A 24,899-nucleotide genomic window follows, 5' to 3' on the forward strand; every position below is an offset into this window, starting at 1 on the left:
CCCCACGCATAAATATCTGAGAAAACACCCTCTGTCGTCTCCACTCAACCGCCATATCTACCTCCACTAAATCGATTTACCAAACCGTTCGGCTAACAATTCGGCTGCCCATCCCCAATCGAAACAAAAGCGGCGCATACTGATAAACGTTTTACGCTGTTTATCAGTTTTACCAGCCCTATCGGAAGGTGTTTCATGGTCGCATTCGATCGCAATCCGCAAGACTTCAAGTATCTGCGCCTGCTGTCGAGACAGTTTCCCACCGAGCAATCCGCGTTTACCGAGATCATCAACCTCTCGGCCATCCTCAACCTGCCCAAAGGCACTGAGCATTTTATGAGCGACGTACATGGCGAGTACGAAGCCTTTATGCACATCCTCAACAACTGCTCGGGCGTCGTGCGCGAGCATGTCGACGAGATTTTTGGCGAAACGCTCTCCTTTGACGAGAAGGGCGAGCTGTGCACGCTCATCTACTACCCGCGCGAGAAGATCGAGCTGGTCCGCAGCCAGCGCGAGGACTCGCCCACCTGGTACAAGACGATGCTTGACCAACTCATTATGGTTGCCCGCTCGCTTTCGAGCCGTTATACGCGCTCCAAGGTGCGTAAGGCCATCCCACGCGATTACGCCTATATCATCGACGAGTTGTTGCACACGCACCCGGACGAGAACAACTATCGCGTGCGCTATCACGAGCGCATCGTGGAGTCCATCCTGGAGACCGCAAGCGCCGACGACTTTATCGAGTCGCTTGCCTCGCTCATCAAGCGCCTGGCCGTCGACCACCTGCACCTGGTGGGCGACATCTTCGACCGCGGTGGCGGCGCGGCCAAGATTATGGACCGCCTGCTCACCTACCATTCACTCGACATCCAGTGGGGCAACCACGACCTGCTGTGGATGGGCGCTGCGGCCGGTGAGCCCGCCTGCATCGCCACGGTGCTGCGCAACAACCTACGCTACGACAACTACGAGATCCTGGAGAACGACTACGGCATCTCGCTGCGTGAGCTTGTCGCCTTTGCCGATGCCACCTACACCGCCGGTGAGTCCATCACCCCGCTGATCAAGGCCATCAACGTGCTGCTCTTTAAGCTCGAGGGTCAGATTATCCAGCGCCATCCCGAGTTCGACATGACCGACCGCCTGTTACTCGACAAGATCGACCACGACACCGGCACGGTCACGCTCGCCGACGGCAGCGTGTGGCCGCTCACGACCAACGACTTCCCCACCGTCGACCCGACGGACCCCTATACGCTCACGCCCCAGGAGCAGCACATCATCGACAAGCTCGTGTCCGAGTTTGTCACCGCCGATCACCTGCATCGCCATATCGATTTCCTCTATTCCCACGGCTCGATATACAAGGTCGCCAACGGCAACCTGCTGTTCCATGGCTGCGTGCCGCTCAACGAAGACGGCACCTTTAGCAGCATGAACTGCCTGGGCACCTGGCACGCTGGCCGCGATTATCTCGATTTTTGCGACCACATCGCCCGCCGCGCCTGGCGCGTGGGCGACCGCGACGCTCTCGACTGGATGTGGTACCTGTGGATTGGCTTTAACTCACCCGCCAGCGGACGCCTGGTGCGCACCTTTGAGCGCGCCTATATCGCCGATAAGAGCACCTGGGTCGAGCCGATGGACCCGTACTTTACGCTTACCAAGTCGCCCTCGGTCTGCAATGACATCATGCGCGAGTTTGGCGTCGCGCCCATGGCATGCTCACCGACCGGTCACATCATCAACGGCCACACGCCCGTCAAGACCACCAAGGGCGAGCAGCCCATCCGCGCCGAGGGCAAGCTGCTGGTCATCGATGGCGGCTTCTGCCGCGCCTACCACCCCAAGACGGGTATCGCCGGCTATACGCTCATCTCGAGCTCGCGCGGCTGCCGCCTCAAGTCGCACCGGGCCTTTACGACGGTTGCCGAGGCACTCACGCGCAACGTGGACATCGAAAGCGAGACCAACCGTTTTGACCAAGCAGACCGTCGCCGCATGGTGAGCGACACCGATTCCGGAGCCAAGATCCGCAGCCAGATCCAAGACCTGCGCCAGCTGCTCGATGCATATAGAAACGGTGCTATCGAGGAGCGCGCCTAGCACCACCCGTGGGGATTGGCTAAACTTGCTGAGTTTATCATCCCCACGGCGTCCCGGCGCCACCCTAAGGCAGGTACCATGCAGAAGCTCCTTGCGCAGATCATGAAGTTTGGCGTCGTCGGCATCGTCGCCACGGTCATCGACTTTGGCATCATGAATCTGCTCCACTACGGTCTGGGCCTTAACATCCTAATCGCCAACACCAGCGGCTTTATCATCTCACTCATCTTTAATTACGTCGCCAGCATGAAGTACGTGTTTGCGCACAAGGAAGGCATGAGCCGCCGCCGCGAGTTCATTATCTTTGTCGTGCTGTCCGTGATCGGCCTGGCACTCAACGACGGTATCGTGTTGACACTCAACGCCGGCCTGGGACTCGAGGCCAATATCGCCAAGATCTGCGCCACCGCGCTTGTCATGGTCTACAACTTTGTGACCCGAAAGATCTTCCTGGAAGGCGATGAGACCAAGTAACTCGCAACCTTACAGCTTTACAATGCCCACGGATGACGCGCGTCAAGCGCTGTGTTGTTCGTGGGCTTTGCTCGTTTACGGGCAAATTTTCAACGTTTGCGGATTAGCTCTTGAAAATTTGGCGAGTTCGTATAGTTCTTGGCAAAGACCTTACGCTTCCCTTGCAAAAGCTCTAAAGTATCCTCTGCTCGATTCATCAACGCATTGGATGTGATTACGTGCGCAAGGCACTGGCACAACCTCATACCAAGCAGTTCCTCAAGTTCGCTGTCGTGGGTCTTATCTCCTTTGGCATCGACTGGGGTATGCTCATTGCGCTTGTCGAGCTGTTTCACCTCGACTTTTTGATGAGCACCACGGTCTCGTTTACCACGTCCGTCGTGGTCAACTACTGGCTCAGCATGAAGTACGTGTTCGACCACCGCGAGGGCATGAGCCGCAAGCGCGAGTTCACGATCTTCACCATCCTGTCGGTGATCGGCCTGGGCCTCAACGACCTATACATGTTTGTGGGCGTCACGTTTTTGAGCATCGGCTACCAGGCCATGAAGGCCATCGCCACGTTCCTCGTCACCTGGTACAACTACTTCAGCCGCCGCTTCTTCCTCGAGGGCGCACGGTCGTAGTCGATTCATTATTTGCTTGAATGTATAACCGGTTGGAATTCCCGTTCCAACCGGTTTTTGTTTGCCGAGAGACCCGGCGACCCAATCCCATTCGCATGAAAAACGGGCGGCCCGGATGTTTGTCCGAACCGCCCGTCTGGCGCGCTATGTCGAGGCCTCTAGCCTGTAACGTAATACCAGACCACGTTGTCGCCGTTGGAGAGAACGTAGTTGCTGCAGGCCGTCATGGGCGTTGTGCCGTTGACGGAGTACATCCAGCCGCTCGTACCGCCGTACTGTTTCTCGGCCAAACCACCAATCGCGGAGACATACGTGCCGTACGACGAGCCATGTGCGTTGACAGAAAGGCCCAGCGCGCACAGGGCATCGTAGACGGTAGCGCCTTCGTTAAAGGTAAAGGTGCCACCAGAAGACACAGGATTGCCCACAGCGCTCGATGTGACCGAAACCGTCACTGTTACGTAGCTGGACTCCTGCGAGCCGCTCTGGCCGCCCGAGGAGGCGTTTCCACCATTAGAGGATGAAACTCCATCAGACGACTGGCCACCGCCCGAAGAAGCACCGCCAGACGCATTGGAAGTATCACCGGCTCCCGTATTTTGGGCAGCGGATTTATCGCCAGACTTCTTGCCGTCCTGGTCCTCGGACTTCTTGTTATCCGAGTTCTTGTCCGATTCCTTGTTTGAAGACTCGGAATCGTCCTTGGACTTGGACTCATCAGAATGCTTGGACTCATCTTTTGCGTCATTCGATGACTTGGAATCCTTGGAACTGGCCTCGCCCGAAGCGGCAGACGAGCCAGACGCCTTGGTGTCCTTGGTGACGACGCTCTCCCCCGTCACGGCCTGAATGATCCAGTCGATAGACCAGGCACCGCTTGCGGAAGGATGGACGAAACCCAGCGAGACGACGATCAGAATGGTGCATGCGGCAGTCAGAACGCCGAGGAGCGCCTTGCGGCGAGGGGCGGACGCCGCCGAAGCGGCGCCCTTTTGCTTTGCATCGTCAAGCTGGATAAACGAGGAATCTGGTTGCTTGGGGTCAGCGTCCTTGGATTTATTGGACACATCCCTCACCTACCGACGTTTGGTGAACACGAACACGCCGACGATGGCGAGACCGATGACGCCGGCGGCGATGCCAACGATGGCGAGCGGGTTGGTGCCAGTCTCCTGCTCGGAAGCACTAGAGGACTTCTTAGCAGTGGTCGTGGAAGCAGCACCCGTATCGGACTTGGAATCGGACTTCTTGTCGGACTTGCTGTCCTTCTTGTCAGACTTCTTCTCGTCCTTCTTATCGGACTTATCGGAGTCCTTCTTGTCGGACTTGTTGTCCTTGGTCTCGGTCTTGGTCGACACCGTCGTCTTGGTCACCGGCTTCTGACCCGGGGCGATAGCGCCGCCGGCCTGCTGGCCCTTCGTGCCGGAGCCGGAACCCGTGCCAGTGCCAGTGCCAGTGCCAGCGCCAGCGCCGGAACCGTTGCCAGCGCCACCGTTGCCACCATTAGTGCCAGAACCGCCATTGCCGCCAGGGTTAACGGCATTCTTGGTCCACTTGGCATACAGCGTCAGATCGGCCGTCACCGGCGTACTGAAGTCATACGCCTGCGTGCAAGCCTCATCGGTGAACCAACCGCCGAAAGTGTAGCCATCGCGCGTCGGATCGGCCGGCTTGACCAGCTTGCCGTCGGCCGTAGCCACAAACTTAGTGTCGCAAGCAGACCCGCCGTTGGAATTAAAGGCAACCGTCCAAGACTCAACAGCCCCGAGCTTGAACAGCATGCCCGAATCATTGATGTAGTAGAGGTTGCCAGAAGCATCGGCAATGACCGGAGAGTCACAGTATTGGTAATGGCCGGCCGCATCATAAATCTGCGTCGCCTCTGCGTCGCCGAGCGTATAGCGATACACGCCACCACCAGCAGAGTAGTTGACGTAATCCTTGCTATCCGCGCTGTTCACGGTGAAGTACACGTAGGTCTTGCCGCCCTGAACACTCACCAGCGGAGTAGCAGCAATACCGTTAAATCCGGCCGGCAGTTCTTTACCGTCAGCAGCGGTGACCATCGTGGTCTTACCGGTCTTCAGATTATAGAGAGCCAGAGCAGAGCCAGTAGCCGTCTGTCCGCCGACAATCAAGTTTTCGCCAGCCACCGCCGGTGCGCTCATGTTATTAGTAAGACCCAGGTCGACCGTCTTCTGCTCGCTTAGTACGCCCTTCGCCGAAAGCGAAATCACATGGAGCTTTCCATCGTGCGTCATCTGATAGAAGGTCGAACCATTGGACGGATCGGCGACACAGTCGGCGTTCGCGAGAGCACCGAGCTTCATAGTCGAAACGACATCGCCCGTCGTCTTATCAATGCACTTAAGCGTGCCCGCGCTCGTAGGAACAATGGTGTACTTATCCGTCAGCGCAGCACCAGTCCAATAATAGCCCTCGGAAGGGTCAATGTTCTGCCAAGAGACTTCGCCCGTGGCAATCTTGATACGCTTCAGGGAGCCGTTGCCGTAGGTCGCGTTGTAGTTCTCGTCATACGAAATATCGATCGTACCAACATAGACGTACTCGCCATCCGAAACCACGGTGCAGGAGCTCTGCGTCAAGTCCGTCAAACCTGGCGTCAGCCACTTGCAGATCAGCTTGTCCGCAGTAATCGCCTGGACCGCACCGCCGTTGAGCGGAACGATGATAAGGCCATTGGTATAGATCGGACGAGAGGTATAGCTCACCTTGGAGGCAAGCGGCGCAGAGGCAACCTTTTTACCCGTGGACGAATCGATCTTAATGAGCTCGTTCTCGGTCGCGATGTACACAAAACCGTTAGCAATGACAGGCTCGCTGCAGTTGGCATACTGCTGGCCAGACTCGGCCTTCCAATCGAAGGCCCACTTAAGACCAGCGGCCTGCGCAGGCGTCTTGGCATCCGTTACGGTCGAACCGTTGCCACTGTTGCCGTAGCCGGCCCACTCGGCATCCCAATCAGGAGTCGTCGCACTCGGGTCCACGACAATCTTGTCGGGATCGGGCATGGGCGAATCGTCGGTGGTATAGGCAAGCGTAACCTTATCGTCGCTCTTGAGCGTAATCTGATTGGCGCAGAGTAAGGAGGGCTCTCCATTGATATACAGATGCCAGTATTTATTGGTCGCACCATCATAGCCGTACGTCTTGCCTCCGAACGGCGAGTCGATGGAATTGAGGAACCAGTACTCACCGCTCTGGGAGCCGTTGTACGTAACGCCCTTTGCCTTCAGAACCGCTTCGATAAGGTCCTGGGCCGTAGAGCCTTCGGGCAGGGAAACATTGCTTGCCGAGCCCCAGCGAGTATTGTTGCCGTTGACATCGGGACCGATAACATCGACAGACCCAAGAACCTGGCCAGGAAGGGCATCGCTGTCGCCAGCATACATAAAGGTGACGGCGTCACCCTCATGGAGCTTGTAGGCACCGGCGCCAACGTCGGCGAACTTGTACTTTACGTCGGACTTGCCCTTTACGTAGAAGCGCCAATAGCTATTGGTCGCAGCATCAGAGCCACAATAGGTCTCACCATCAAGCGGCGAGGTAATGCCCCTGAGGTACCAGCCCCAAGACTCTTCTGTAGCTTTGAGTTCAAGACCAGTCTGCTCCAACAGATCCCTAGCAGTGGATCCTGCCTTGAGGCTCGTCTGGCCCGTCGAGGCCCAAACCTGCTGTTTGCCGTCCTTGTCCTTACCAAGTACCTGAACAGAAGCATGGACAGAATCGGAGGACAGCTGGTCGCCCCAGCCACCGTAGAACCACGTAACGGTATCGCCGGCATGGATGGTGACATTGTCCGCCGTATAGTCACTCGACTTGCCGTTGATGAACAGCTGCCAACAGGTCGAATAATCGAACGGCGTACCCAGCTCAACGCCGTTGTACTTAAGGCTCAGAATGAAGGAGCCCGCAGCAACGGCGTCGATGCCATTCGCCTCGAGCGCGACCTTCGTAAGGTCAAGTGCGCTCGAGCCGGACGTCACCACATACTGCGCGTTATCGACCCAAGTCTGAGTCTTGCCCTGGGCATCGCGACCAATGACGGTCACATTAGCGGCAACCTGGTCCTTAACGACAGGGGACACGCTACCAGCCGTATAGGCAAACTCAATCTTCTGCCCCTGGGTGAGCTTGACGCTGCTCGCGCCAACCGAGGAAGACGCGCCATCGACGAACAGCTGCCAGAAGGCATAAGTCGTCGGATCGTAGGCAAGCGTGCGGCCATCGCTCGGGGATGTGATGCTTTTGAGGTAGAACCCGTATGCCGTGTTCGGATCGTAGTCCGCCTCGAAGCCCGTCTTCTCCTGCAGCTTAATAAAGGCATCCGCAGCCGTCGCGCCCTCGTCAAGCTTGAGCTGCGTAGGTGCCACCCAGGTCTGAGCCTTGCCGTCGGCATCGGTGCCGATAATCGAGAACGAGACCTCGACTTGCTTCTTGGCGACATCGCCGGTTTCTGTCGGGCTCTCCGTCTGGACGGCAGCCGCGGCGGCAGATCTTGCTTGGTCAGCGGCTACCGTCGAAGACTGCTCACTCGCGGCAGGGTTCTCCCCCGTCGCCGAGCCTTCGTCGCCAGCTGCCGCCCCTGTTGTGGCGGCACTAGCTGCGGGCGTGCTCCCAGAATCTGAAACCTCGGCGCCGCTCTGCTCGGCGGCACCGCCCGCAAGCGCTGCACCCTCGTCCGGCGTCGCAGCCTGAGCCACAGCCTCGGCAATGCCCTCGGCGCCCTCGGCCCACAGCTGAGCCGGCGTGGTGCCAAAGGCCATCGCGAAGGCCAGGAATGCCACCAGGCCGCGCTTGGCTACGCCGCGCGCAATTGCGCCTCGGCGATGCGAGACGCGCTGGCGCTCGTCCACAAACATATCCATTTGTCTCCTACTGTCTGTACTTGGAGCGTTGCCTTGAGGCTGCCCCACGTCATCGCGCATGTTGCGCTCGAGTTCCCCCATCGGGGTCCCCCTTCCCTCCAGAGCCCTATGCACACCGGCGGCATACGCCGCAGCCGCATGCAAGATGGGAGGCGATCCGACTTAACCTTAACGACTCGGGCACGTCGTCCGATCTGCGACGCGAACATCCCGAGCCAAGAGGAATTACGGTTACTGGTACAGCTGGGGACTTGCACCCCGATTCTCCCAAACGCGCAGGAAAACCGCGCATTCGTGCGTCTCCGCACCACCATCTAGGCCATCGATTATTACCGTCAAAATGGTATCACGCAAAAGGGCCTCGCACGCAGGCGAAGCCCAAGGTAAAAGCTATTGTTTGCGATAGGAAAATGCGGTGACGGCCGCAGCCTCTAGTGCTTGCCGCCGTGACTGTTGCGCCAGATCTCGCGGCCCAGCATCAGCGCCAGCACCAGCGCGCTCACGTAGCCCATAAAGCCAATGACCGGGATACCAAACACAACCGGCTCGATACGCGCGTAGTACACCACCGACGAACCGATAAACAGACCGGCGATCACAATTGCCATCGACATGCGGTCGATAATTCCACCCAGCTGTCGCAGCGCCTTATCGCTGCTCATAATCTGCGTGTTCACCTTAAGCTGGCCGCGCGTGAGCATGCGCGACGCCAAGCCCAGATACTCGGCCGCCTCGAGCGAGCCTTTTGCCGCGCGATAGCTGCTCGCGGCAAGATCGCGCCCCATATCGCGCATGCGCGCATAGGTGCTCTTCTCGTTTTTGATGTGCGTCTGGATAATCTGGATCATGTTGACGTTGGGCATGTACTCGGTCAGCAGACCCTCGAGTGTCACCATGCCGCGGGCGAACATCGTCACCACGCTCGGCAGCTCAACGTCATTCTTGCGCGCCAGGTTTAGCAGCGAGGTCAAAAACTCGCCGATATCCAGGTCCTTAAGGTCGAGGCCCGCAAAGTCGGCAACGATAAAGTCCAAATCGGACAGAAAGGCCGAATGGTCGAGCTCGGCCGAGTCGCCGCGCGTCACGGCAAAGCGCATAAGCGAATCCTTGAGCTTGGGCACGTCGCCCTCGGCCACGGCGAAAATCATGTCCTTTACGATACCGCGATCGTGGCTCGACATGCGTCCGACCATGCCCAAGTCGATAAAGTAGACAATGCCGTCCTTGAGGATGATGTTTCCCGCATGCGGGTCGGCATGGAAAAAGCCGTCGTCGAGCACCTGCGTCGAGTAGTCCTCGACAATCGCGGCACCGATCTTTTCCAAGTCATAGCCCTCGGCCACCAAGCGTTCAGGATCGGCGATCGAAATGCCGTCGACGTAATCCATGACCACCACGTGCTCGGTGCACAGGTCCAGATAGGATTTAGGGCACGTCACGCCATGAACGCTCTTATGGAACTCGTAGAAGTCGTTGAGGTTTTTGGCCTCGGCCAAAAAGTTGGTCTCCTCGCGAAACGAGGTCCACAACTCCTCGACTACGCCGTGCAGGTCAACGAATTGATCGGTGTTGACGAACTTGGAAACGATACGCACCACCGAGCGGATGATATCGATGTCCTGTGCCATAACCTGCTGCGCACCGGGGCGCTGCACCTTGACGGCCACGTCCTCGCCCGTCACCAGACGAGCGCGGTGCACCTGCGCGAGCGATGCGCTACCAAGCGGATTGGGGTCGATCGCATCGAACATCTCCCCCAGGCGCAGGCCATATTCTTCTTCCAGACAACTGAGTACGACCTCGTACGGCACCGGCTCCACGTCGGAGCGCAGACGACGCAGCTCGTCGCAAAAGCGTTGCGGCAGAATCTCGGACCGGTTGGCCAGAATCTGCCCCATCTTGACGAACATGGGGCCGAGTTCCTCGAGCAGGCGGCGCAAACGAACCGGCGTGAGGTTATCCCACACACGGTACTTTTTGACCAGGCGAACAATCTGCCCGATGCGTTCGCGACGACCCGCCGGCGTGAGCTGGTATTCCTCGTCCGGCGCCATCGCGTCGGGCTCCTCTGGCACCATATCGACAGCGCGCGGCTTCTTGCGAGCGCCCGAGACGGCGGCGTCGACCTCATCGACAACCGCCGCCTCGTCACCCAAGGGATCTAGATTGTTGTAATCGGTGGTGGAATCTGCCATCTGCGCTGCTACTCGGCCTCTTCGGTATCCTTCGCATCGTCGGGCTCAACGGACTCGACGGGCACCGAGGTCACGTTGTCCTCGACCGAATCGACGATGTCGCGCACATGGGCCAGGAAGGCCGTACGCTCGGGCGCGGTCATAACGCGGACGCGAGCCAGAATGAGCTCGTCGAGCACGCGTTGGGCCGCGGTCTCGCCCTGCACGCCCAGACGCTCGGTCAGATCGGAGATGGTACCGCCGGCCTGCTCGAACATGTCGGACACGCTGCGGGCGATATCGGGGGTGGCGGTGTCCTTGCGGACCTGCTCGCCTTTGGTGTTAAGGTCGTCGAGGACCTTCTTGCCGCCTTCGACAGCAACGGCGGCAGCGCCAAAGCCCACGTTGATGGCGCCGTTAACAAGCTGATCGAGTTTCATAACCATGGTTGTCTCCAATCACAAACAACTGCATCGGCGTTCTTGTACCCAAGATTGAGTGAAAGCGACAAAGCGTTTTAGCGCTATTCGATCGACGGGAAATCCCTATCTCACGTTGTCGTTCATCGCGAAAGAGTTCTTCATGGCACAGCTCGTGGTGTAGAGCACCTTACCCAGTAGAGCATCGGTCTCTACGCGAACACGCTCGGCAAAGGCCTCATTGGCGCGTGCAAGTTCGGCAGGTACCTCGGCCTCAGGCAGAGCGGCTACGGCAGCATCGACGTCATGGATCTGCTTGTGGCCCATGCCACCGACCTTCTCCTGATAATCCTCGACTGCGCGACCGCACTCATGGAAGCGGACGTCGGCCAGCGCGCCGATCAGGCGGTTGGCCCAGTAGAAGTTTTCGGACGTCACGCGAGCCTGCGTGTCGGCATAGTACTCGGGCATGGTCTCGACGTTGGCGTACAGCGGAACCAGCGCGTTAAACGAGTTGGAGCCAAAGGCCATCCACTGCACGGCGCGGTAGGCCGGCTGCGCATAGGGGCGCAGCTGCAACACGGCGAGCTGGCTGTTGCGGTTGATGCCGATGGGGCGATAAGCGCCACGCGTGGCGGGCGTGCCCTTGCTGCCGTAGCAGTCGTACTCCGTGCCCTGGTAGTGGCTCGAAAGCACGTACTTGATGTCCTCGATGGTCACCTTGCGCTCGGGCACGCGGCTCCAGGGGATGTCGTCGCTCTCGGGCGTGTAGTCGGCCTCGGGGCCGTCCCACACATCGCTGGGGTTGAGGCAGCGCTGCATGTACCAGGCGCGCGGCGTGTTGTAGACATGGTCGCTGTCGCTGTGCGAGCCAAAGGCCTCGCGCGGGTTAAAGATCGCAGCCGGGCCGTCGCCATCGACGCCCAGCGTCAGGTCCAGATGCCACTCGGCCATCCAGGCACGCAGGTCGGCGGAGCACATGTGGTCGGCCTGGGCGCCCTCGGCGTCATCCAGGTCAAAGCTGTCGATACCCAGCTGGTTGGGCATGGTCACATAGGCGTCATCGGGCACGCGCTTGGCGATCCAGTGGTGGCCGCCGATGGTCTCGAGCCACCAGATCTCGTCCACGTCGCTAAAGGCGATGCCGTTGTTCTCGTAGGTGCCATAACGCTCGAGCAGGTCACCCAGAATGCGTACGCCGTCGCGGGCGGATTTGGCATATGGCAGCACCAGGGTCACCATGTCCTCCTCGCCCAGGCCACCGAGCTGTGCCGGAACGTATCCGTCCTCGCCCTCGTTGCCCTTGGCGGGCACGTAGTCCACGAGCGGATCGGCGCCGCGAACGCGCTCGTTGGTGGTGAGCGTCTCGGTTGCGGACATGCCCACATTGAGCTCGTTGAAACCGGCCTCGGCCCAGATGCCGTGGCCCGGAACAACATCGGGGACGCTCGTGTAGCGCATGGGGTTATCGGGCAGTTCAACGGTCAGGTGACTCAGGACGCTCGTGTAGACGCGCGGCTGCTCGTCGGGATGCACCACGCGCATACGCTTGGGCTCAAACACCCCGTTGGACGAGTCCTCGTTGCGGGCAACCAACGTCGACCCGTCGTAGCTCGCGTTCTTACCAACCAAAATCGTTGTGCACGGCATGCGCATCCTCCTTGAGCGAAGAAATCAAACGATAACAGTGTATCGCTTCGGCGCAAAAAGGGCGAAACCACGGCCTCGGCAGCCCTTGTGGTCAAAAACCTATTTCGATGCGCGCTCGGCCGCCTCGATCACGTGTTTGGCGAGGATCGCCGTCGTCACAGCGCCCACGCCGCCCGGCACGGGCGTGATGGCGTTAACGACCGGCTCCGCAGCATCAGAATCGACGTCACCCACCAACTTGCCAGCGGCCTCGTCCCAATTAATGCCAACATCAATGATCGTCTGGCCCTCTCGAACCGCATCCACGTCAATCGTACGCGCGCGTCCAACGGCGGCAACCACAATGTCGGCAGCACGGCACTCGGCAGCAAGGTCGCGCGTATGCGTATGGCACGTCGTCACGGTCGCATTGCGCGCCGTAAGCATGGCGGCAACAGGACGCCCGATCACCAGCGAGCGCCCGACCACAGCAACCTTAGCTCCATCCAGCTCAACGCCGTAATGATCCAGCAAAGCAAGCACGGCTTCGGCTGTGCAGGGGGCAAAACCCTCGCCGCGCCCCGAAAGCGTGGTGAGCAGCGAAGCCGGCGTCATAGAGTCAACGTCCTTGGCAGGATCGAGCGCTGCGGCAACCGCGTCCTCGTCAAGGCCGGCGGGCAGCGGGCGGAACATCAGGCAGCCATGAACAGACGAATCGGTATTGATGTCCTCGATGGCCGTCAACAGCTCGTCCTGCGAAACATCGGCAGAAAGCAAAACGCGGCGAGCTTCAATGCCAACCTTCTCGCAGCGCTTGAGCGCACCGCGCTCGTAGGATAGGTCGTCCTCGCGTTCACCCACACGCACGATAGCCAACGTCGGAACAACGCCTCGCTCGCGCAGGGCTGCGCAGCGAGCAGCAAGTTCCTCAGTCAGCGCGCGAGCAACGGGAGCACCCTTCAGCAGTTCAGCCATGGCTATCCCCTCTTCCTTGCAGCGTCGGCGGCGCGGCGCGCCAGCGCATCGGCGCGCGGCAACCACGTGTCGAGCAACTCATCACACGCCGTCTCGAGCTCCTCAGCACGAGCGCGATCCTTCATAGACGTGGTGTTCGCAAAGAGCGTCAAGCTCGCGCCCTGCATAGCGGAACGGCAGAACACGGCGCCGCACGCCACATCGGACAGCAGCTGACGCGAACCCTTGTCGGCCATGTCCTCGAGCAGCGCCAGCGCACGCCCGCAGGCATCCATAATGCGATACGGCGGCATAGCGGCCACATGCAGCGCATCCTGAATCGCGGTCGCTCGAGCCGGATCGTCACGCGGAATACCGTACGCCGCGGACACCTGCCCATAGGCACGAACGTCCTCGGCAACCAACTCGACAAGCTCCTGGGCCAGCTCATCAGCACGGACAAACGCACGCGTCAGGTCATCCGCACGATCAGCAAGCGCGGGATTGGTCGCACCGTAGCGGGCAACCATTCCGCACAGCGAGGCGCCCAGCGCGCCCACAAAGGCGCTCGCGCTGCCACCGCCGGGAACCGGCTCGCGCGCGGCCAGCGCCTCGGCAAACCCGCGGCAGGTCTTGTCCATCATCTCTTGGCTCATGCACATGCACCTTCAAGTCATATACATCGGTCGGATGGCAACCGCCGACCGACCGCATCGATCACGTAATGGTGCTAAGTCTAGCCCATAAGCACATGAGCGTCAGCGCACCTGGCCATCGCGGATTTCTATGGCACACGATAGGCGGCAGCGACACAAACATGGGACACATGGCCCACCTTTCGAGACTCCCGGGCAGCACAAGCTGGGGCATATCTATAAGTAAGGAACCCGTTGGGGCACGGCCGCGCAACGGCCACAAGCGATGAACGGAGGCATAAGCCGCACAGTACACAGAGACATCCGCCGCCAGCGCAATCAGTACCCCAACAACATGCGGCGCCGTGATGTCATCGGCAGACAAGGAGGACGCCACCATGAAGAAAAAGACCCTATCGATCCTTTCCCTCTGCATCGCCCTCTTTGCCGCGTTTGCCCTTGTCGGCTGCGGCGGGAGCGCATCGGGCGGCGGCAGCGCCCCCAAGAGCGAGAGCAAGGAAAAGGCCCCCGTCGCCAAGAAGACCGACTTTATCTGGTTTAAGGTCGAGATGCCCGAGGGCGTCGGCGTAAGCGACTCCGCCGGCAAGAATGCCGACAGGGTCCAGCTCACCTTCCTCGAAGACGAGAACGCCTCGGCCGATCGCTTTATCCCCGTTTGGAAAAAAGCGCTGACGGCCGAGGAATCCCACGCCGACCAGGCGGAAAAGAAGGGGGATACGTTCCAGTGGAAGGATGACGGGTCCGTCGAGTATAACGGCAGGACGTGGCTCGTCGGAACATACGAGGACAACAGCGGCATCTCAACCATGCTTTTTACCGACGTTGGGCTGGGAAGCGTCTACGTCCTCATCTCGAACTTCGACCAGCACAAGAAAGAAGCCGAGGCGCTCCTCAACTCCATCGAGTTCCCCGATGATATGGAAGAGGCAGTTTCCGAGGCACGCGAAGTCGAGATTTCGAGCATCGAGATCAAGTAACGGGACACCCGCACGCGCCTACGCGCACCCGCGCACATGCGCCCCATTAAAACAACGGGCGCCCAACCCGGGGAGGGCCGACAGCATCGGCCCTCCCCTCTTTTACACCCGCGCATATTGCCACTTGCCGGCGCAAATCCGGCCCCCAGAATGGGACACATGGCCCACCCGAACGAGCCGCCCGCGCGTACAGTAAAGACAGGTAATCCATGGGCGGTTACAGATCGAGGAGGACACGACCATGAAAAAGAAGGCCTTTGCGATTCTCACCCTCTGCATCAGTCTCCTTGCCGCGGTTGCCCTGGTGGGTTGCGGCGGAAGCGGCGGCGCTACCGGCAGTGGCGGTGGCGGCGGCGCAGAAAAGCCAGCCGTGGATATGAGGACCGACTTCATTTGGTTTAAGGTCGAGGTGCCCGAGGGCGTCGAGATCACCGACGTTGCCGGCGACACCGCCGACAGGGCCCAGTTTAAGTTCACCGAGAGCGAGCACGCCAGCGATCGCTTCATCCCTGTCTTCGACTCTGACAAGAACGCTGACGAGCTGTTCGACTACGAGGCCAAATGGAAGGCCAACTTTGAGTGGACCGAGAATGATCCCGTCAAGTACAACGGCAAGACTTGGCGCAACGCTTCCTATACACACTCGGGCGGCGTAACGACTGAGTACTTCACCGAAGCAGGCGGCGGCAGCGTTTACGTGAGCATCGACAATGTCGAGGAGCACAAGGACGCCGTCGAGACCATGATGAAGTCTCTGGAGTTTGCCGATGACATTGCCAAGGCCAAGACCGAGGCCATGGACGTCAAGCTCGACGATATCGAGATCAAGCGCTAAGCGACTGGCGAGCGCAACGGGAAACACGGTCGCAGAGCAAACAAGCGACGGTACCCCAGCGCTTCGTACCCAGGGAGGGCCGGTAAACCGACCCTCCTTTTCTTATGCCGATAGCCGGCGAACGCGAGGGTGCCGGGCGGCAAAACCACCCCCAGCGCGGTAGCAGCACAAATAGACAAGCGCCCCAACGCGTCCGCCCGCCGATTTATGGCGCCACGCAGACAATTAAGCCAACACGTTTAGACATCCGGGCAGTATAGTGAACAAAATGAGTGCATAACCGCACCCTGCGAACGGAGGAGTTATGACCGAACACCACGCCATCAGCCGTCGAGCATTCACGTTGGGCCTAGGACTCGCAGCATTGTCGCCATTTGTAAGCCTGCCCGAAACCGCGGGATTGGGCCTTCCCGTGCGCGCGGCATTTGCAGAAGACGCTGCCACAGCGTCAGTCAGCCTCGACAATTTCGTCATTCGCCTTCGCCCCGCGGGCTATTTTCGCACCGCGAGCGTCAACCAAGACGGCAACGTTCGCGGCAACGTCTGCCACCTGTTTAACGACGGCACGTCCAGCAAGCTCATCCTTGAGAACGTAACGACCAAGAATGACGATACAAACTGGTATGCTATCCGCACCTTGCTCAATTTCGAAGAGCATAAAAAGACGGGCTACAGCATTTGGTCGGTCGACGACGACTCTGACAAAGATGGAAAGGTCATCCACGTATGGGGCGGCGAGTATGACAACAAGCCCAGCCGCGCTTTTGCGTTCGAGCGTCAATCAAACGGAACCTATATCATCCGAGACCGCACGGTCGAGAAAGAAACCGAGAAAAAAGACATTAAGTACCTGGCAATAGAATCGAACGGCGAAGACCAGGACAACAATAAGATCTGCCATAAGAGTAAGAGCATTCCGTGGGAGCTCGAACTTATCGGTTACGACATGAAAAAGAACGATGCCACGGTTAGCAGCCTCGACTGGATCACGTACAGCAGCTACGTCGATGGGCCATGTTGGATGAAATACGTCGACGACAACAAGTTCCTCGACGAGCTGAGCATCCCGGGTACGCACGATTCGGGCACCTGCAGCGTGGACAACGACACTGAGCCCCAATCCTCGCAAGTAAAATGCCAGCAGGATTACATTCCCACGCAGTTGCTCGAAGGCATTCGCTATTTTGATATCCGGCTCGGAAAGGGCGACGACCCCGGTATCGACCACGGGGATTACTACCTGCTCAAAAAAGACGCGTACTTTATGCATCTTTCCGATGTCATAGGCTACTTCAAAACGTTTTTGAACGAAAACCCGACAGAAGCGCTCATCATGCTTGTATCACGAGGCAACGACGAGGCTACCGACGAAAGTGTTACGACGGCTTTCGCCAAGGTTTTGGACGACAACCCCAAACTGTTCTATACGTCGAGCCGAATCCCCGCGCTACACGAGGTGCGCGGAAAGATCGTTCTGCTGCGTCGATTTAGGCTCGCCGGCAACAGTGTAAGCGGCCACACGTGGGGCCTCGACCTTACCGAATGGGATGACAAGATCAAGGCTCACTCCGACAGCGCCACTATGTGTCTCGTCCAAGACGCGCGGGGCTTTGAAGCCGCGGGGGAAACAGGCGACAAAGAGCCCTATTGCACCAAGGTATACGCCCAGGACAAGTACAAACTCACGGGAACCGACAAGCTCAGCTGGGTCGATAATGCGCTGAAGGAAACGACCGGGCGCACGCGCAACGAGGTAGATGTCGAGGACGATAACGGGGCCAAGGAGCAAGTCCTGGAGCGCTGCTGGTCTATCAACTACACCAGCTGCACGGGCTTGTCGCACGGAGGCAATCCTTTTACCTCGGCACGAGTAGTCAACGAGCATCTGTATAAGAGCCCGTACATCAACCCCAGCGGCACCGAGGATACAAAGTCAGATTACCTCAAGCACATTGGCATCATCGCATCCGACTTTGTTGATGCGGCGCTGGCCCGGAGCATCTACCAGCGCAATTACGATACGGAGCACAAGCAGACGGCTTCGTACTATCTCCCGTACTATCTCCCGACCCGCATGCGCATGACGTACGGCGACTCGCTGAGCGATGCCTCATTCCAGGATGGCAAGACCGTTGGCGAGGGTCATTTCCGCCTTGCTGACAGCAGCAACGCGCTCAACGCGACAGCTTCGGGCCATGCGTTTGCCATTGAATACGTGGATGTCGACGCCCTGGGCAACGAGACCGTTACGGGGCTGCAGGGCTCTGTGCCCATCGATATCGATCCACGCGCGCTGACGCCCCATTTTGAGGGACTCGAAGGCCTTAAGGCCGGCGAAGACGTGCGCGCCAAGATTGCGGCATCACTCGAGGGCAAGCTCGAAACCGATGCCTGCACGGCCCAGCTCGAGTTTGTGCACGACGCGGACGGCGCTCCGGGCACGGCAATGGCCGAGGACGAAACATTTGCCGCAGGAACGTACTGGGTGCGCGTGAACGGTCTCTTGGGCGACGCGGCGCAGAACTACACGCTCGCCAGCGACGGAGCCGCAAGCTTTACCGTAGCGGCCTCGGGCAGTGCGGGCGGCACCGGCAGCGACACGGGTTCCAACGCAGGCGGCGCCGACAAGAACGGCAAGAGCAACAAGAGAGGCCAGGGCAAGGGCTCGGGCGGAAAGCTCGCCGACACGGGCGACAGCTCTGGCGTTGCCGCCGGGCTCGCTGCCGCCGCCGTGGCGACAACGGTCGCAGGTGCAGCAATGCTTGCCAGTGACCGCGACAACGCTGGGGACGACAGCGAGTAGGCAAGCCCGCCTTTTAGACACATCGACTCAATCGGGGGCGCAGGACACCGTTCTGTGCCCCCGATTTTTACCTTGGCCCGAACGCCGCCATGGGCTACATCACCATGTTCAGCGCGTTAACAAACTCCTGGGCCTTCGCACGACTGCTCAGACTAAAGACGCAAGCGGTTAACAGTCGATTGCGCAGGAAAACGTCGCGACCCTTGATCCTGTTGACCCCAGTGATGTCCTTAAGGTAAACAATCTCGGTGTGCTTGCCACCAAACGTGCCCTTCTTGAGCACCTCGATACGGTTGGGGTAGATCTTGACGTCTTTAAACCTACCCGAGCCCTTGTCCTGAAACAGCAAGGTGTTGTTGTCCATGCATGTCACTCCCATAGGGTTCGTGAAAACTGTCTCTATTGCCACATTTTAGTCACTTCGGGAATCCTGCACGAAGGCGCTAGGCGACATTGGAATTCGAGTCCGCGCGAGGACTTTTAATGAAGTGCCCGGCACTTCCCCGCAACACAAAAACGGGGCAGTCCGCAGGAGTGCGGACTGCCCCGTTCCTCTAACTATCGCATCGCAGCGCCAACCGGCTGCACTTCCCTACTTCCCAAATATCGCAGCGAACAATCCCTTGCGTTTGGGCTTTTCTTCTCGGTAGGAACCCTCAGCTGCCGCTGCAACCTGGCGCGGTTGCTCGCCACCTCCACGGCGCACGATCTGGTAGAGGAAGGGCGATTTAACGTATTTGACCTCGATGGGCGTGGCGTGCACGGTGCTTTCTCCGGACAGATGCAGACTCGGGTTGAGCGGCGCCACCACATGCGTCTCACGCTTGTCGCTAAACACCGCCGCGGCCGCGCGGCCCGTCTGGCCGTTTACGGCAATGCGCACCTGCTCGCCATCGCGGCTGTCCGTCGCCGGGCGATCGACAAAGTAGACCGGCACCATCACCAGGCCGTCCTTATGCTTGCGAGCCTTGCGCGCCCAGGTGCGGATGCTCTTTTTATTGAGCCCCAGCACCGCCTCGGCATCGTTGCCGGCAATGTCGAGCGCCAGCTTATCAATGACCACCTGGTCCTTGGTAGACGCATCGACGGAGACAACGCGGAAGTCGCCTTCCTGCATAGCGGGATCGAACGGCCCAACCTTGGCAAAGTCCCACGGCTCCAAAATGCCCATAAGGCGAACGTCCAGGTAGTTTGCCCGCGGATACGCCCAGTCGAGCACCTCGTAGTACACCAGGGTCTCCTTGCTCAGCCCCTTGCCCGGGAAGGACGCCATCATGCGCAAATCCGCGAGCGCCATGGGGAAGTAGAAGAGCGACATGTCATTTTGAATCGCGTCTTCCACGTCGTGCCCGGCAAAGGCATCGGGATACTGGCGCACCAGCTGCAGCGCGTTGGCACGTGCCTGCTGCGGCGTTATCTCGCAAGGAATACCCTGCTCAGGCACGTACTCGGCACCAACGCCCATGGTCAGACGCTTGCTAAAGGTACCGGGCTTGAGTAGGTCGGCAACGCCGATCTTATTTCCGCAGGACGGGCACTCAAGCACGCGCTGAGTGGACTCGCCTTCAAAGGACGCTCCACAGAAGGGGCAGGGAATGCTCACGTGCGTGGCTTCTTGGAACTCCTGCGCCGTGCCGCGGTCCTCCCACAGCAGATGCTCCAGAACCGACTGATTGCGCCAGTGTGAATTAAAGAAATACCAGTCCGAGTCCTCCGGGCGCTCGAGCTGCGACACGTGGGTGAGCTTAAGCAGTCCATCGACAACCGTCAGTGGCGTATGGCGAATGCCCAGGGCGCTCTTGGGCTCCCCCGCATCGGCCTGCCACGGAACGACCGTGCCGCAATAGGCGCACTCAAAGCTGCGTTTAGCCTGGTGTGAGTACATAGGGCCGCCGCAGTTTTGGCATTTAATGGCAAACATCTCGTCCATGAATACGTCCTCCTTTGCGCAGGGGCTGTCGACATTAAGTATGTCGGGCAGGCAGGCACATGCCCATACCCATGTGGCCCAAAATGGAGCACCCGGTCGGACAAGAAGGGCCGCTCGTTAGCTCCAGCAGACCATTACTGCATTTTCTGAGCACCGGCGCACGGTGCGCCCATGCGAGCTACACTATCCCCTTAACCATGATTGTGAGGACGATCGCCATGCTATTTGTAAATCGGCTGGTACATACGCTTGTTCCCGGCAGCGAGGGCGAGCCGGTCGATACGACTCGCCGTACCAACGCGGGCTTTGCCGCAAGCCTCATTTGCATTGGCCTCAACATTACCCTGTGTCTGGCCAAGGGCATCGCGGGCCTACTCGCCGGCTCCGTCTCGCTCATCGCCGACGCCTTCAACAATCTCTCCGATGCGTCGAGCAACATCGTGAGCCTGCTCGGATTCCGACTTGCCAGCCGCCCGGCAGACGAAGACCACCCCTATGGCCACGGCCGCTACGAATACCTCGCCGGTCTGGTTGTCGCCGTCCTCGTTTGTGCCGTCGGCATCAACCTGGTGCTCGAGTCCGTTACCAAGATCATCAAGCCCTCCCCCACCGCTTACACACTCGTTTCCCTTGCGGCACTGGCTACATCCATGCTCGTCAAGTTCTGGATGGCGGCGTTCAACCGCACGCTGGGCAATCGCATCGACTCGGAGACGCTCATCGCCACGGCGCAGGATTCCAAAAACGATGTCATCGCCTCGGGCTCGGTCTTGGCGGCGGCGCTCATTTCGCAAACGACCGGCTTTGACCTCGATGGCTGGGCGGGCCTGGGCGTGGGCATCTTCATTTGCATCAGCGGCATGGGCCTGGTGCGCGACGCCATCAGCCCGCTGCTGGGACAAGCGCCCGACCCCAAACTCGTCCAGGAAATCCGCGACAGGATCATGTCGTACCCCCAGGTCCTGGGCACTCATGACCTCATGGTGCACGACTACGGCCCCGGCCGCCAGTTTGCCAGTGCACACGTGGAAATGCCCGGCGAGGGCGATGCCTTTGAGCACCACGAGATTCTGGACACCATCGAACACGATATCAAACGCCAGATGGGCATCGCCATCACGTTGCACTGCGACCCCATTGCAACAACCGGCGATGACTTGCGCGGCTGGGTCAAGCGCGGCGTAGCGCAGATCGACCCCGCGCTTTCCATCCACGACTTGCACGAGCACGACGGCTTTGTTTCGTTTGACCTGGTGCGTCCCGACGGCTTTGACATATCCGACGAGGAGCTGCTGGAGCTCGTCACGCGCATCGTGCACGAGCGCAGGCCCGATGCATCATGCGTCGTCACGTTTGACTCCGGCTTTAGCTCGCCCGAGCGTCCGGCAGAGCAGCTGTAATCGACAGCAAAACGGGACGCAGGACCGCCGACCAGCGCGCCTATGCGCCCGGTCACGCGATCCTGCGTCCCGTTTTTGTTTGCACCGCTAAGGCTCTAGCCGCTCGGCCGCTAGTTTCCCTGTGCGCCCGAAATGCCGTTTTGTAGGGCGTTCCAGGCATCCGTCGCCATGTCTCCCAAGTTCTGCGCGGTATCGCCCAGGTTTTGTGCCGTATCGCCCAGCTCTTGCGCCTTGTCTCCCAATTCCTGCGCCTTATTGCTCAGGTCCTCCAGCGTGTTGGAGCTCGAGCTGTCCGTGGTGCCTTGATCGCCGGACGCATTGCCCGACGAGCCGTCCTTGCGCGTAAGCTGGACCTCCAGGTTGCCGTCAGCGTTGTAGTAGGCAGATGTGACGACCCAGTTGGCATCGACAACAGGCGTCGAGCCGTCGTCAGTCAGAATCACAGCATTCGAAAGATCGGCGCCGCGCGACTTGAGGAGCTTCTTGGCGTTGGACCAGTACTGCCCCGGGATATCGCTCAGATCGACGGTGTTAGATGAGGCGGACTCGGTTTGCTCGGCAGTGGTATCGGCCGTTGAACTCCCCCGTTTGTTGAGCATGCCCGACACAATGGCGAATACAACCGACAGCGCAAAAAAGATCGCCAGCACAATGAGGATCTTCTTGATCACACTCGACGAACGCGACGGCGCCTCTTCCTCGTCCTCACCATACTGCGGAATCGACTTGGGGTACTCACGATAAGGCTGGCGCGCATACGGATCGCGCGACTCATAACGAGGCTGGGACTGTGCCGTGCGCGGCATATACGTCGTCTGCTGAGGCTGCGGAATGGGATTTTGCGGCAGGTTATTATAAGCGCCTGCCGCCGCATTGCCATACGGGTCCGGCGTCGCATTGCCATACGGGTCCTGCGGTGCATAATCAAACGGATCCCGCGGTGTATCGCCATAGCCCATAACTCGTGTGGGTTCGGCGGACGCCTGTGTCGCATCGGGGGCAGCATTGCCGGGGTTCGACACAATGCGGGTCGCATCGGCGCTGCCGCCAGCCTGCGCGGAACCATATCCGCCCATCACGGTCGTCTTGTCCTGGTCCATGCAACGTTTCCTCTCCGTCGCCTGTAAGCATCAAGTTATCCATGCATTCTACCCGCGCAAAAGCCTATGATGGGCAAAGCCCGCCGGTATCTACAAGACATGCGCGTGCCTAAGGATCAAAAAGCCCCGCCGGGCCTTGGTAGGCGCGGCGGGGCGGGCAAGCGGCTATGAGCAGCAGACTTAGAACAGGCCGGTGATGTTGCCGTCGTTATCGACGTCGATGTTCTCGGCCGCGGGGACCTTGGGCAGGCCCGGCATGGTCAGAACGCTGCCGGTCAGCGCGACCACAAAGTGGGCACCGGCGGAAACCTTGAGCTCGCGCACGGTGATGCGGAAGCCCTCGGGAGCGCCCAGCGCCTTGGCGTTGTCGCTAAAGCTGTACTGCGTCTTGGCGACGCATACCGGCAGGTTGCCAAAGCCGTTCTCGCGCAGCTCGGCGAGCTGGCGCTTGGCAGCCGGCGTAAAGTCGACACCATCGGCGCGGTAAACCTTGGTGGCGACGGCCTCGAGGGCGTCGGCCACATCGGCACCGTCCTCGTAGGCAAACTTGAGCTCGCTCGGCTGCTCAATCAGGCGCATGACCTCATCGGCCAGCTCGAGCGCGCCCTCGCCGCCCTTGGCCCAGACCTCGGAAAGCTTAACGTTGACGCCGAGCTTCTGGCACTCGGACTCGATGAGCTCGAGTTCGGCCTCGGTGTCCGTCGGGAAGCGGTTGATGGCGACCACGCAGGGAAGACCATAGACGTTCTGGATATTGTCGACGTGGCGCAGCAAGTTGGGCATGCCGGCCTTGAGGGCATCGAGGTTCTCGTCGTTAAGGTCGGCCTTGGCAACGCCGCCGTTGTACTTAAGCGCACGGGCGGTGGCGACAATCACGACGGCGCTGGGGCGGACGCCCGTCATGCGGCACTTGATGTCGAGGAACTTCTCGGCACCCAAATCGGCGCCGAAACCGGCCTCAGTAATGGCGACATCGCCAAAGCGCATAGCCATGCGCGTAGCCATGATGGAGTTGCAGCCGTGGGCGATGTTGGCGAAGGGGCCGCCGTGGACAAACGCGGGCGTACCCTCAAGCGTCTGCACCAGGTTGGGCTTGAGCGCATCCTTAAGCAGCGCAGCCATGGCGCCCTGAGCCTTGAGGTCGCGGGCGCGGACGGGCTCGCCGGCAAAGCTGTAGCCGACGACGATCTCGCCCAGGCGCTCCTTGAGGTCATTGATACTCGTGGACAGGCACAGGATCGCCATGACCTCGGAGGCAACGGTGATATCGAAGCCGTCCTCGCGCGGCACGCCCTGAGCCTTGCCGCCAATGCCGTCGATAACGTGGCGCAGCTGGCGGTCGTTCATGTCGACGACGCGCTTCCAGGTGATGCGCTTAACATCGATACCGAGCTGGTTGCCTTGCTGAATATGGTTGTCGAGCATGGCAGCCAGCAGGTTATTGGCGGCGCCAATAGCATGGAAGTCACCGGTAAAGTGCAGGTTGATATCCTCCATGGGGATGACCTGAGCCCAGCCGCCGCCGGCGGCGCCGCCCTTTACGCCAAAGACGGGACCGAGCGAAGGCTCACGCAGGGCCACAGCGCTCTTGACGCCGCGACGGCGCAAACCATCGGCCAGACCGATAGTCGTGGTGGTCTTGCCCTCGCCGGCGGGCGTGGGATTGATAGCGGTCACGAGGACGAGCTTGGCCTGGTGATCGGTCGGCTCGTTGAGCAGTGAATAGTCAACCTTAGCCTTGTCGAAGCCATACGGAATCAGGTGCTTTACGTCGACGCCGGCGTTCTTAGCCACCTCGGTAATGGGCAGCGGCGTGACGGAACGTGCGATTTCGATGTCAGTAGGCATGGGCGGTCCTTTCGTTACCGGATGAGAAAAAGACCAATTCAGCATAGCACGGGCGCGCAATAGTAAAACACCC

The 24,899-nt window shown here is 59.7% G+C and carries 18 protein-coding genes; 7 read left to right on the forward strand and 11 right to left on the reverse strand.

The window, feature by feature from the left end:
- Window positions 1–195: 195 nt before the first annotated feature.
- The 3 genes from PMX72_RS06155 (at window position 196) to PMX72_RS06165 (ending at window position 3,212) form a co-directional block, all read left to right on the forward strand.
- Window positions 196–2,112, forward strand: coding sequence for a fructose-bisphosphatase class III (locus tag PMX72_RS06155; protein WP_055250890.1), 1,917 nt, complete (start codon window positions 196–198; stop codon window positions 2,110–2,112).
- A 78-nt stretch (window positions 2,113–2,190) separates the two neighbouring features.
- Window positions 2,191–2,586: a GtrA family protein gene (locus tag PMX72_RS06160; RefSeq protein ID WP_055250892.1), complete on the forward strand. Its 396-nt coding sequence runs from the start codon at window positions 2,191–2,193 to the stop codon at window positions 2,584–2,586.
- A 218-nt stretch (window positions 2,587–2,804) separates the two neighbouring features.
- On the forward strand, window positions 2,805–3,212 hold the full coding sequence (locus PMX72_RS06165) for a GtrA family protein (protein ID WP_055250894.1): 408 nt from the start codon (window positions 2,805–2,807) through the stop codon (window positions 3,210–3,212).
- Window positions 3,213–3,370: 158 nt separating this feature from the next.
- On the opposite strand, the gene PMX72_RS06170 is transcribed toward PMX72_RS06165, so the two are convergent.
- The 7 genes from PMX72_RS06170 to PMX72_RS06200 form a co-directional block, all read right to left on the reverse strand.
- Window positions 3,371–4,279: a DUF4430 domain-containing protein gene (locus tag PMX72_RS06170; protein WP_231500726.1), complete on the reverse strand. Its 909-nt coding sequence runs from the start codon at window positions 4,277–4,279 to the stop codon at window positions 3,371–3,373.
- A 9-nt stretch (window positions 4,280–4,288) separates the two neighbouring features.
- Window positions 4,289–8,101, reverse strand: a complete 3,813-nt coding sequence (locus tag PMX72_RS06175) for a DUF4430 domain-containing protein (protein WP_271729655.1) — start codon at window positions 8,099–8,101, stop codon at window positions 4,289–4,291.
- Window positions 8,102–8,532: 431 nt separating this feature from the next.
- Window positions 8,533–10,296: an ABC1 kinase family protein gene (locus PMX72_RS06180; RefSeq protein ID WP_271729656.1), complete on the reverse strand. Its 1,764-nt coding sequence runs from the start codon at window positions 10,294–10,296 to the stop codon at window positions 8,533–8,535.
- A gap of 8 nt (window positions 10,297–10,304) precedes the next feature.
- Window positions 10,305–10,721 carry a hypothetical protein gene (locus PMX72_RS06185; RefSeq protein ID WP_271729657.1) on the reverse strand — a complete coding sequence of 139 codons (417 nt, stop codon included), beginning with the start codon at window positions 10,719–10,721 and terminating at the stop codon, window positions 10,305–10,307.
- A 99-nt stretch (window positions 10,722–10,820) separates the two neighbouring features.
- The gene (locus tag PMX72_RS06190) at window positions 10,821–12,344 is read right to left on the reverse strand and encodes a C69 family dipeptidase (RefSeq protein ID WP_271729658.1); all 1,524 of its coding nucleotides are present in this window, start codon (window positions 12,342–12,344) and stop codon (window positions 10,821–10,823) included.
- Window positions 12,345–12,443: 99 nt separating this feature from the next.
- The gene (locus PMX72_RS06195; protein WP_271729659.1) at window positions 12,444–13,298 is read right to left on the reverse strand and encodes a bifunctional 5,10-methylenetetrahydrofolate dehydrogenase/5,10-methenyltetrahydrofolate cyclohydrolase; all 855 of its coding nucleotides are present in this window, start codon (window positions 13,296–13,298) and stop codon (window positions 12,444–12,446) included.
- A 2-nt stretch (window positions 13,299–13,300) separates the two neighbouring features.
- Window positions 13,301–13,933 carry a cyclodeaminase/cyclohydrolase family protein gene (locus tag PMX72_RS06200; protein WP_271729660.1) on the reverse strand — a complete coding sequence of 211 codons (633 nt, stop codon included), beginning with the start codon at window positions 13,931–13,933 and terminating at the stop codon, window positions 13,301–13,303.
- Between the two features lie 377 nt (window positions 13,934–14,310).
- Between PMX72_RS06200 and PMX72_RS06205 the strand changes: the two genes are divergently transcribed.
- The 3 genes from PMX72_RS06205 (at window position 14,311) to PMX72_RS06215 (ending at window position 18,548) form a co-directional block, all read left to right on the forward strand.
- Window positions 14,311–14,910 (forward strand): hypothetical protein, encoded by a 600-nt coding sequence (locus tag PMX72_RS06205; protein WP_271729661.1) that lies wholly within the window; start codon window positions 14,311–14,313, stop codon window positions 14,908–14,910.
- A 241-nt stretch (window positions 14,911–15,151) separates the two neighbouring features.
- Window positions 15,152–15,745, forward strand: a complete 594-nt coding sequence (locus tag PMX72_RS06210; RefSeq protein WP_055250912.1) for a hypothetical protein — start codon at window positions 15,152–15,154, stop codon at window positions 15,743–15,745.
- A 304-nt stretch (window positions 15,746–16,049) separates the two neighbouring features.
- On the forward strand, window positions 16,050–18,548 hold the full coding sequence (locus PMX72_RS06215; RefSeq protein WP_271729662.1) for a phosphatidylinositol-specific phospholipase C: 2,499 nt from the start codon (window positions 16,050–16,052) through the stop codon (window positions 18,546–18,548).
- A gap of 94 nt (window positions 18,549–18,642) precedes the next feature.
- On the opposite strand, the gene PMX72_RS06220 is transcribed toward PMX72_RS06215, so the two are convergent.
- A complete protein-coding gene (locus PMX72_RS06220) occupies window positions 18,643–18,912 on the reverse strand; it encodes a hypothetical protein (RefSeq protein ID WP_022095134.1) in 270 nt (89 codons plus the stop codon).
- Window positions 18,913–19,140: 228 nt separating this feature from the next.
- A complete protein-coding gene (locus PMX72_RS06225) occupies window positions 19,141–20,478 on the reverse strand; it encodes a TFIIB-type zinc ribbon-containing protein (RefSeq protein ID WP_271728959.1) in 1,338 nt (445 codons plus the stop codon).
- Between the two features lie 218 nt (window positions 20,479–20,696).
- Between PMX72_RS06225 and PMX72_RS06230 the strand changes: the two genes are divergently transcribed.
- Window positions 20,697–21,878, forward strand: coding sequence for a cation diffusion facilitator family transporter (locus PMX72_RS06230; RefSeq protein WP_271728960.1), 1,182 nt, complete (start codon window positions 20,697–20,699; stop codon window positions 21,876–21,878).
- Between the two features lie 110 nt (window positions 21,879–21,988).
- Here the strand turns inward: PMX72_RS06230 and PMX72_RS06235 are convergent, their stop codons facing one another.
- Window positions 21,989–22,978, reverse strand: coding sequence for a chromosomal replication initiator protein DnaA (locus PMX72_RS06235; RefSeq protein WP_271728961.1), 990 nt, complete (start codon window positions 22,976–22,978; stop codon window positions 21,989–21,991).
- 180 nt (window positions 22,979–23,158) lie between these two features.
- Window positions 23,159–24,826 (reverse strand): formate--tetrahydrofolate ligase, encoded by a 1,668-nt coding sequence (locus PMX72_RS06240; protein WP_271728962.1) that lies wholly within the window; start codon window positions 24,824–24,826, stop codon window positions 23,159–23,161.
- Window positions 24,827–24,899 lie beyond the last annotated feature (73 nt).

This window comes from Collinsella aerofaciens (assembly GCF_028207065.1).
Classification (GTDB): domain Bacteria; phylum Actinomycetota; class Coriobacteriia; order Coriobacteriales; family Coriobacteriaceae; genus Collinsella; species Collinsella aerofaciens_AR.

Bases quoted from the DNA above. Each gene is read 5' to 3' on its own strand.
- PMX72_RS06155 (WP_055250890.1), top strand. From the start codon at position 196: ATGGTCGCATTCGATCGCAATCCGCAAGACTTCAAGTATCTGCGCCTG.
- PMX72_RS06160 (WP_055250892.1), top strand. From the start codon at position 2,191: ATGCAGAAGCTCCTTGCGCAGATCATGAAGTTTGGCGTCGTCGGCATC.
- PMX72_RS06175 (WP_271729655.1), bottom strand. From the start codon at position 8,101: ATGGATATGTTTGTGGACGAGCGCCAGCGCGTCTCGCATCGCCGAGGC.
- PMX72_RS06180 (WP_271729656.1), bottom strand. From the start codon at position 10,296: ATGGCAGATTCCACCACCGATTACAACAATCTAGATCCCTTGGGTGAC.
- PMX72_RS06185 (WP_271729657.1), bottom strand. From the start codon at position 10,721: ATGGTTATGAAACTCGATCAGCTTGTTAACGGCGCCATCAACGTGGGC.
- PMX72_RS06190 (WP_271729658.1), bottom strand. From the start codon at position 12,344: ATGCCGTGCACAACGATTTTGGTTGGTAAGAACGCGAGCTACGACGGG.
- PMX72_RS06195 (WP_271729659.1), bottom strand. From the start codon at position 13,298: ATGGCTGAACTGCTGAAGGGTGCTCCCGTTGCTCGCGCGCTGACTGAG.
- PMX72_RS06200 (WP_271729660.1), bottom strand. From the start codon at position 13,933: ATGAGCCAAGAGATGATGGACAAGACCTGCCGCGGGTTTGCCGAGGCG.
- PMX72_RS06205 (WP_271729661.1), top strand. From the start codon at position 14,311: ATGAAGAAAAAGACCCTATCGATCCTTTCCCTCTGCATCGCCCTCTTT.
- PMX72_RS06210 (WP_055250912.1), top strand. From the start codon at position 15,152: ATGAAAAAGAAGGCCTTTGCGATTCTCACCCTCTGCATCAGTCTCCTT.
- PMX72_RS06215 (WP_271729662.1), top strand. From the start codon at position 16,050: ATGACCGAACACCACGCCATCAGCCGTCGAGCATTCACGTTGGGCCTA.
- PMX72_RS06220 (WP_022095134.1), bottom strand. From the start codon at position 18,912: ATGGACAACAACACCTTGCTGTTTCAGGACAAGGGCTCGGGTAGGTTT.
- PMX72_RS06225 (WP_271728959.1), bottom strand. From the start codon at position 20,478: ATGGACGAGATGTTTGCCATTAAATGCCAAAACTGCGGCGGCCCTATG.
- PMX72_RS06230 (WP_271728960.1), top strand. From the start codon at position 20,697: ATGCTATTTGTAAATCGGCTGGTACATACGCTTGTTCCCGGCAGCGAG.
- PMX72_RS06235 (WP_271728961.1), bottom strand. From the start codon at position 22,978: ATGGACCAGGACAAGACGACCGTGATGGGCGGATATGGTTCCGCGCAG.
- PMX72_RS06240 (WP_271728962.1), bottom strand. From the start codon at position 24,826: ATGCCTACTGACATCGAAATCGCACGTTCCGTCACGCCGCTGCCCATT.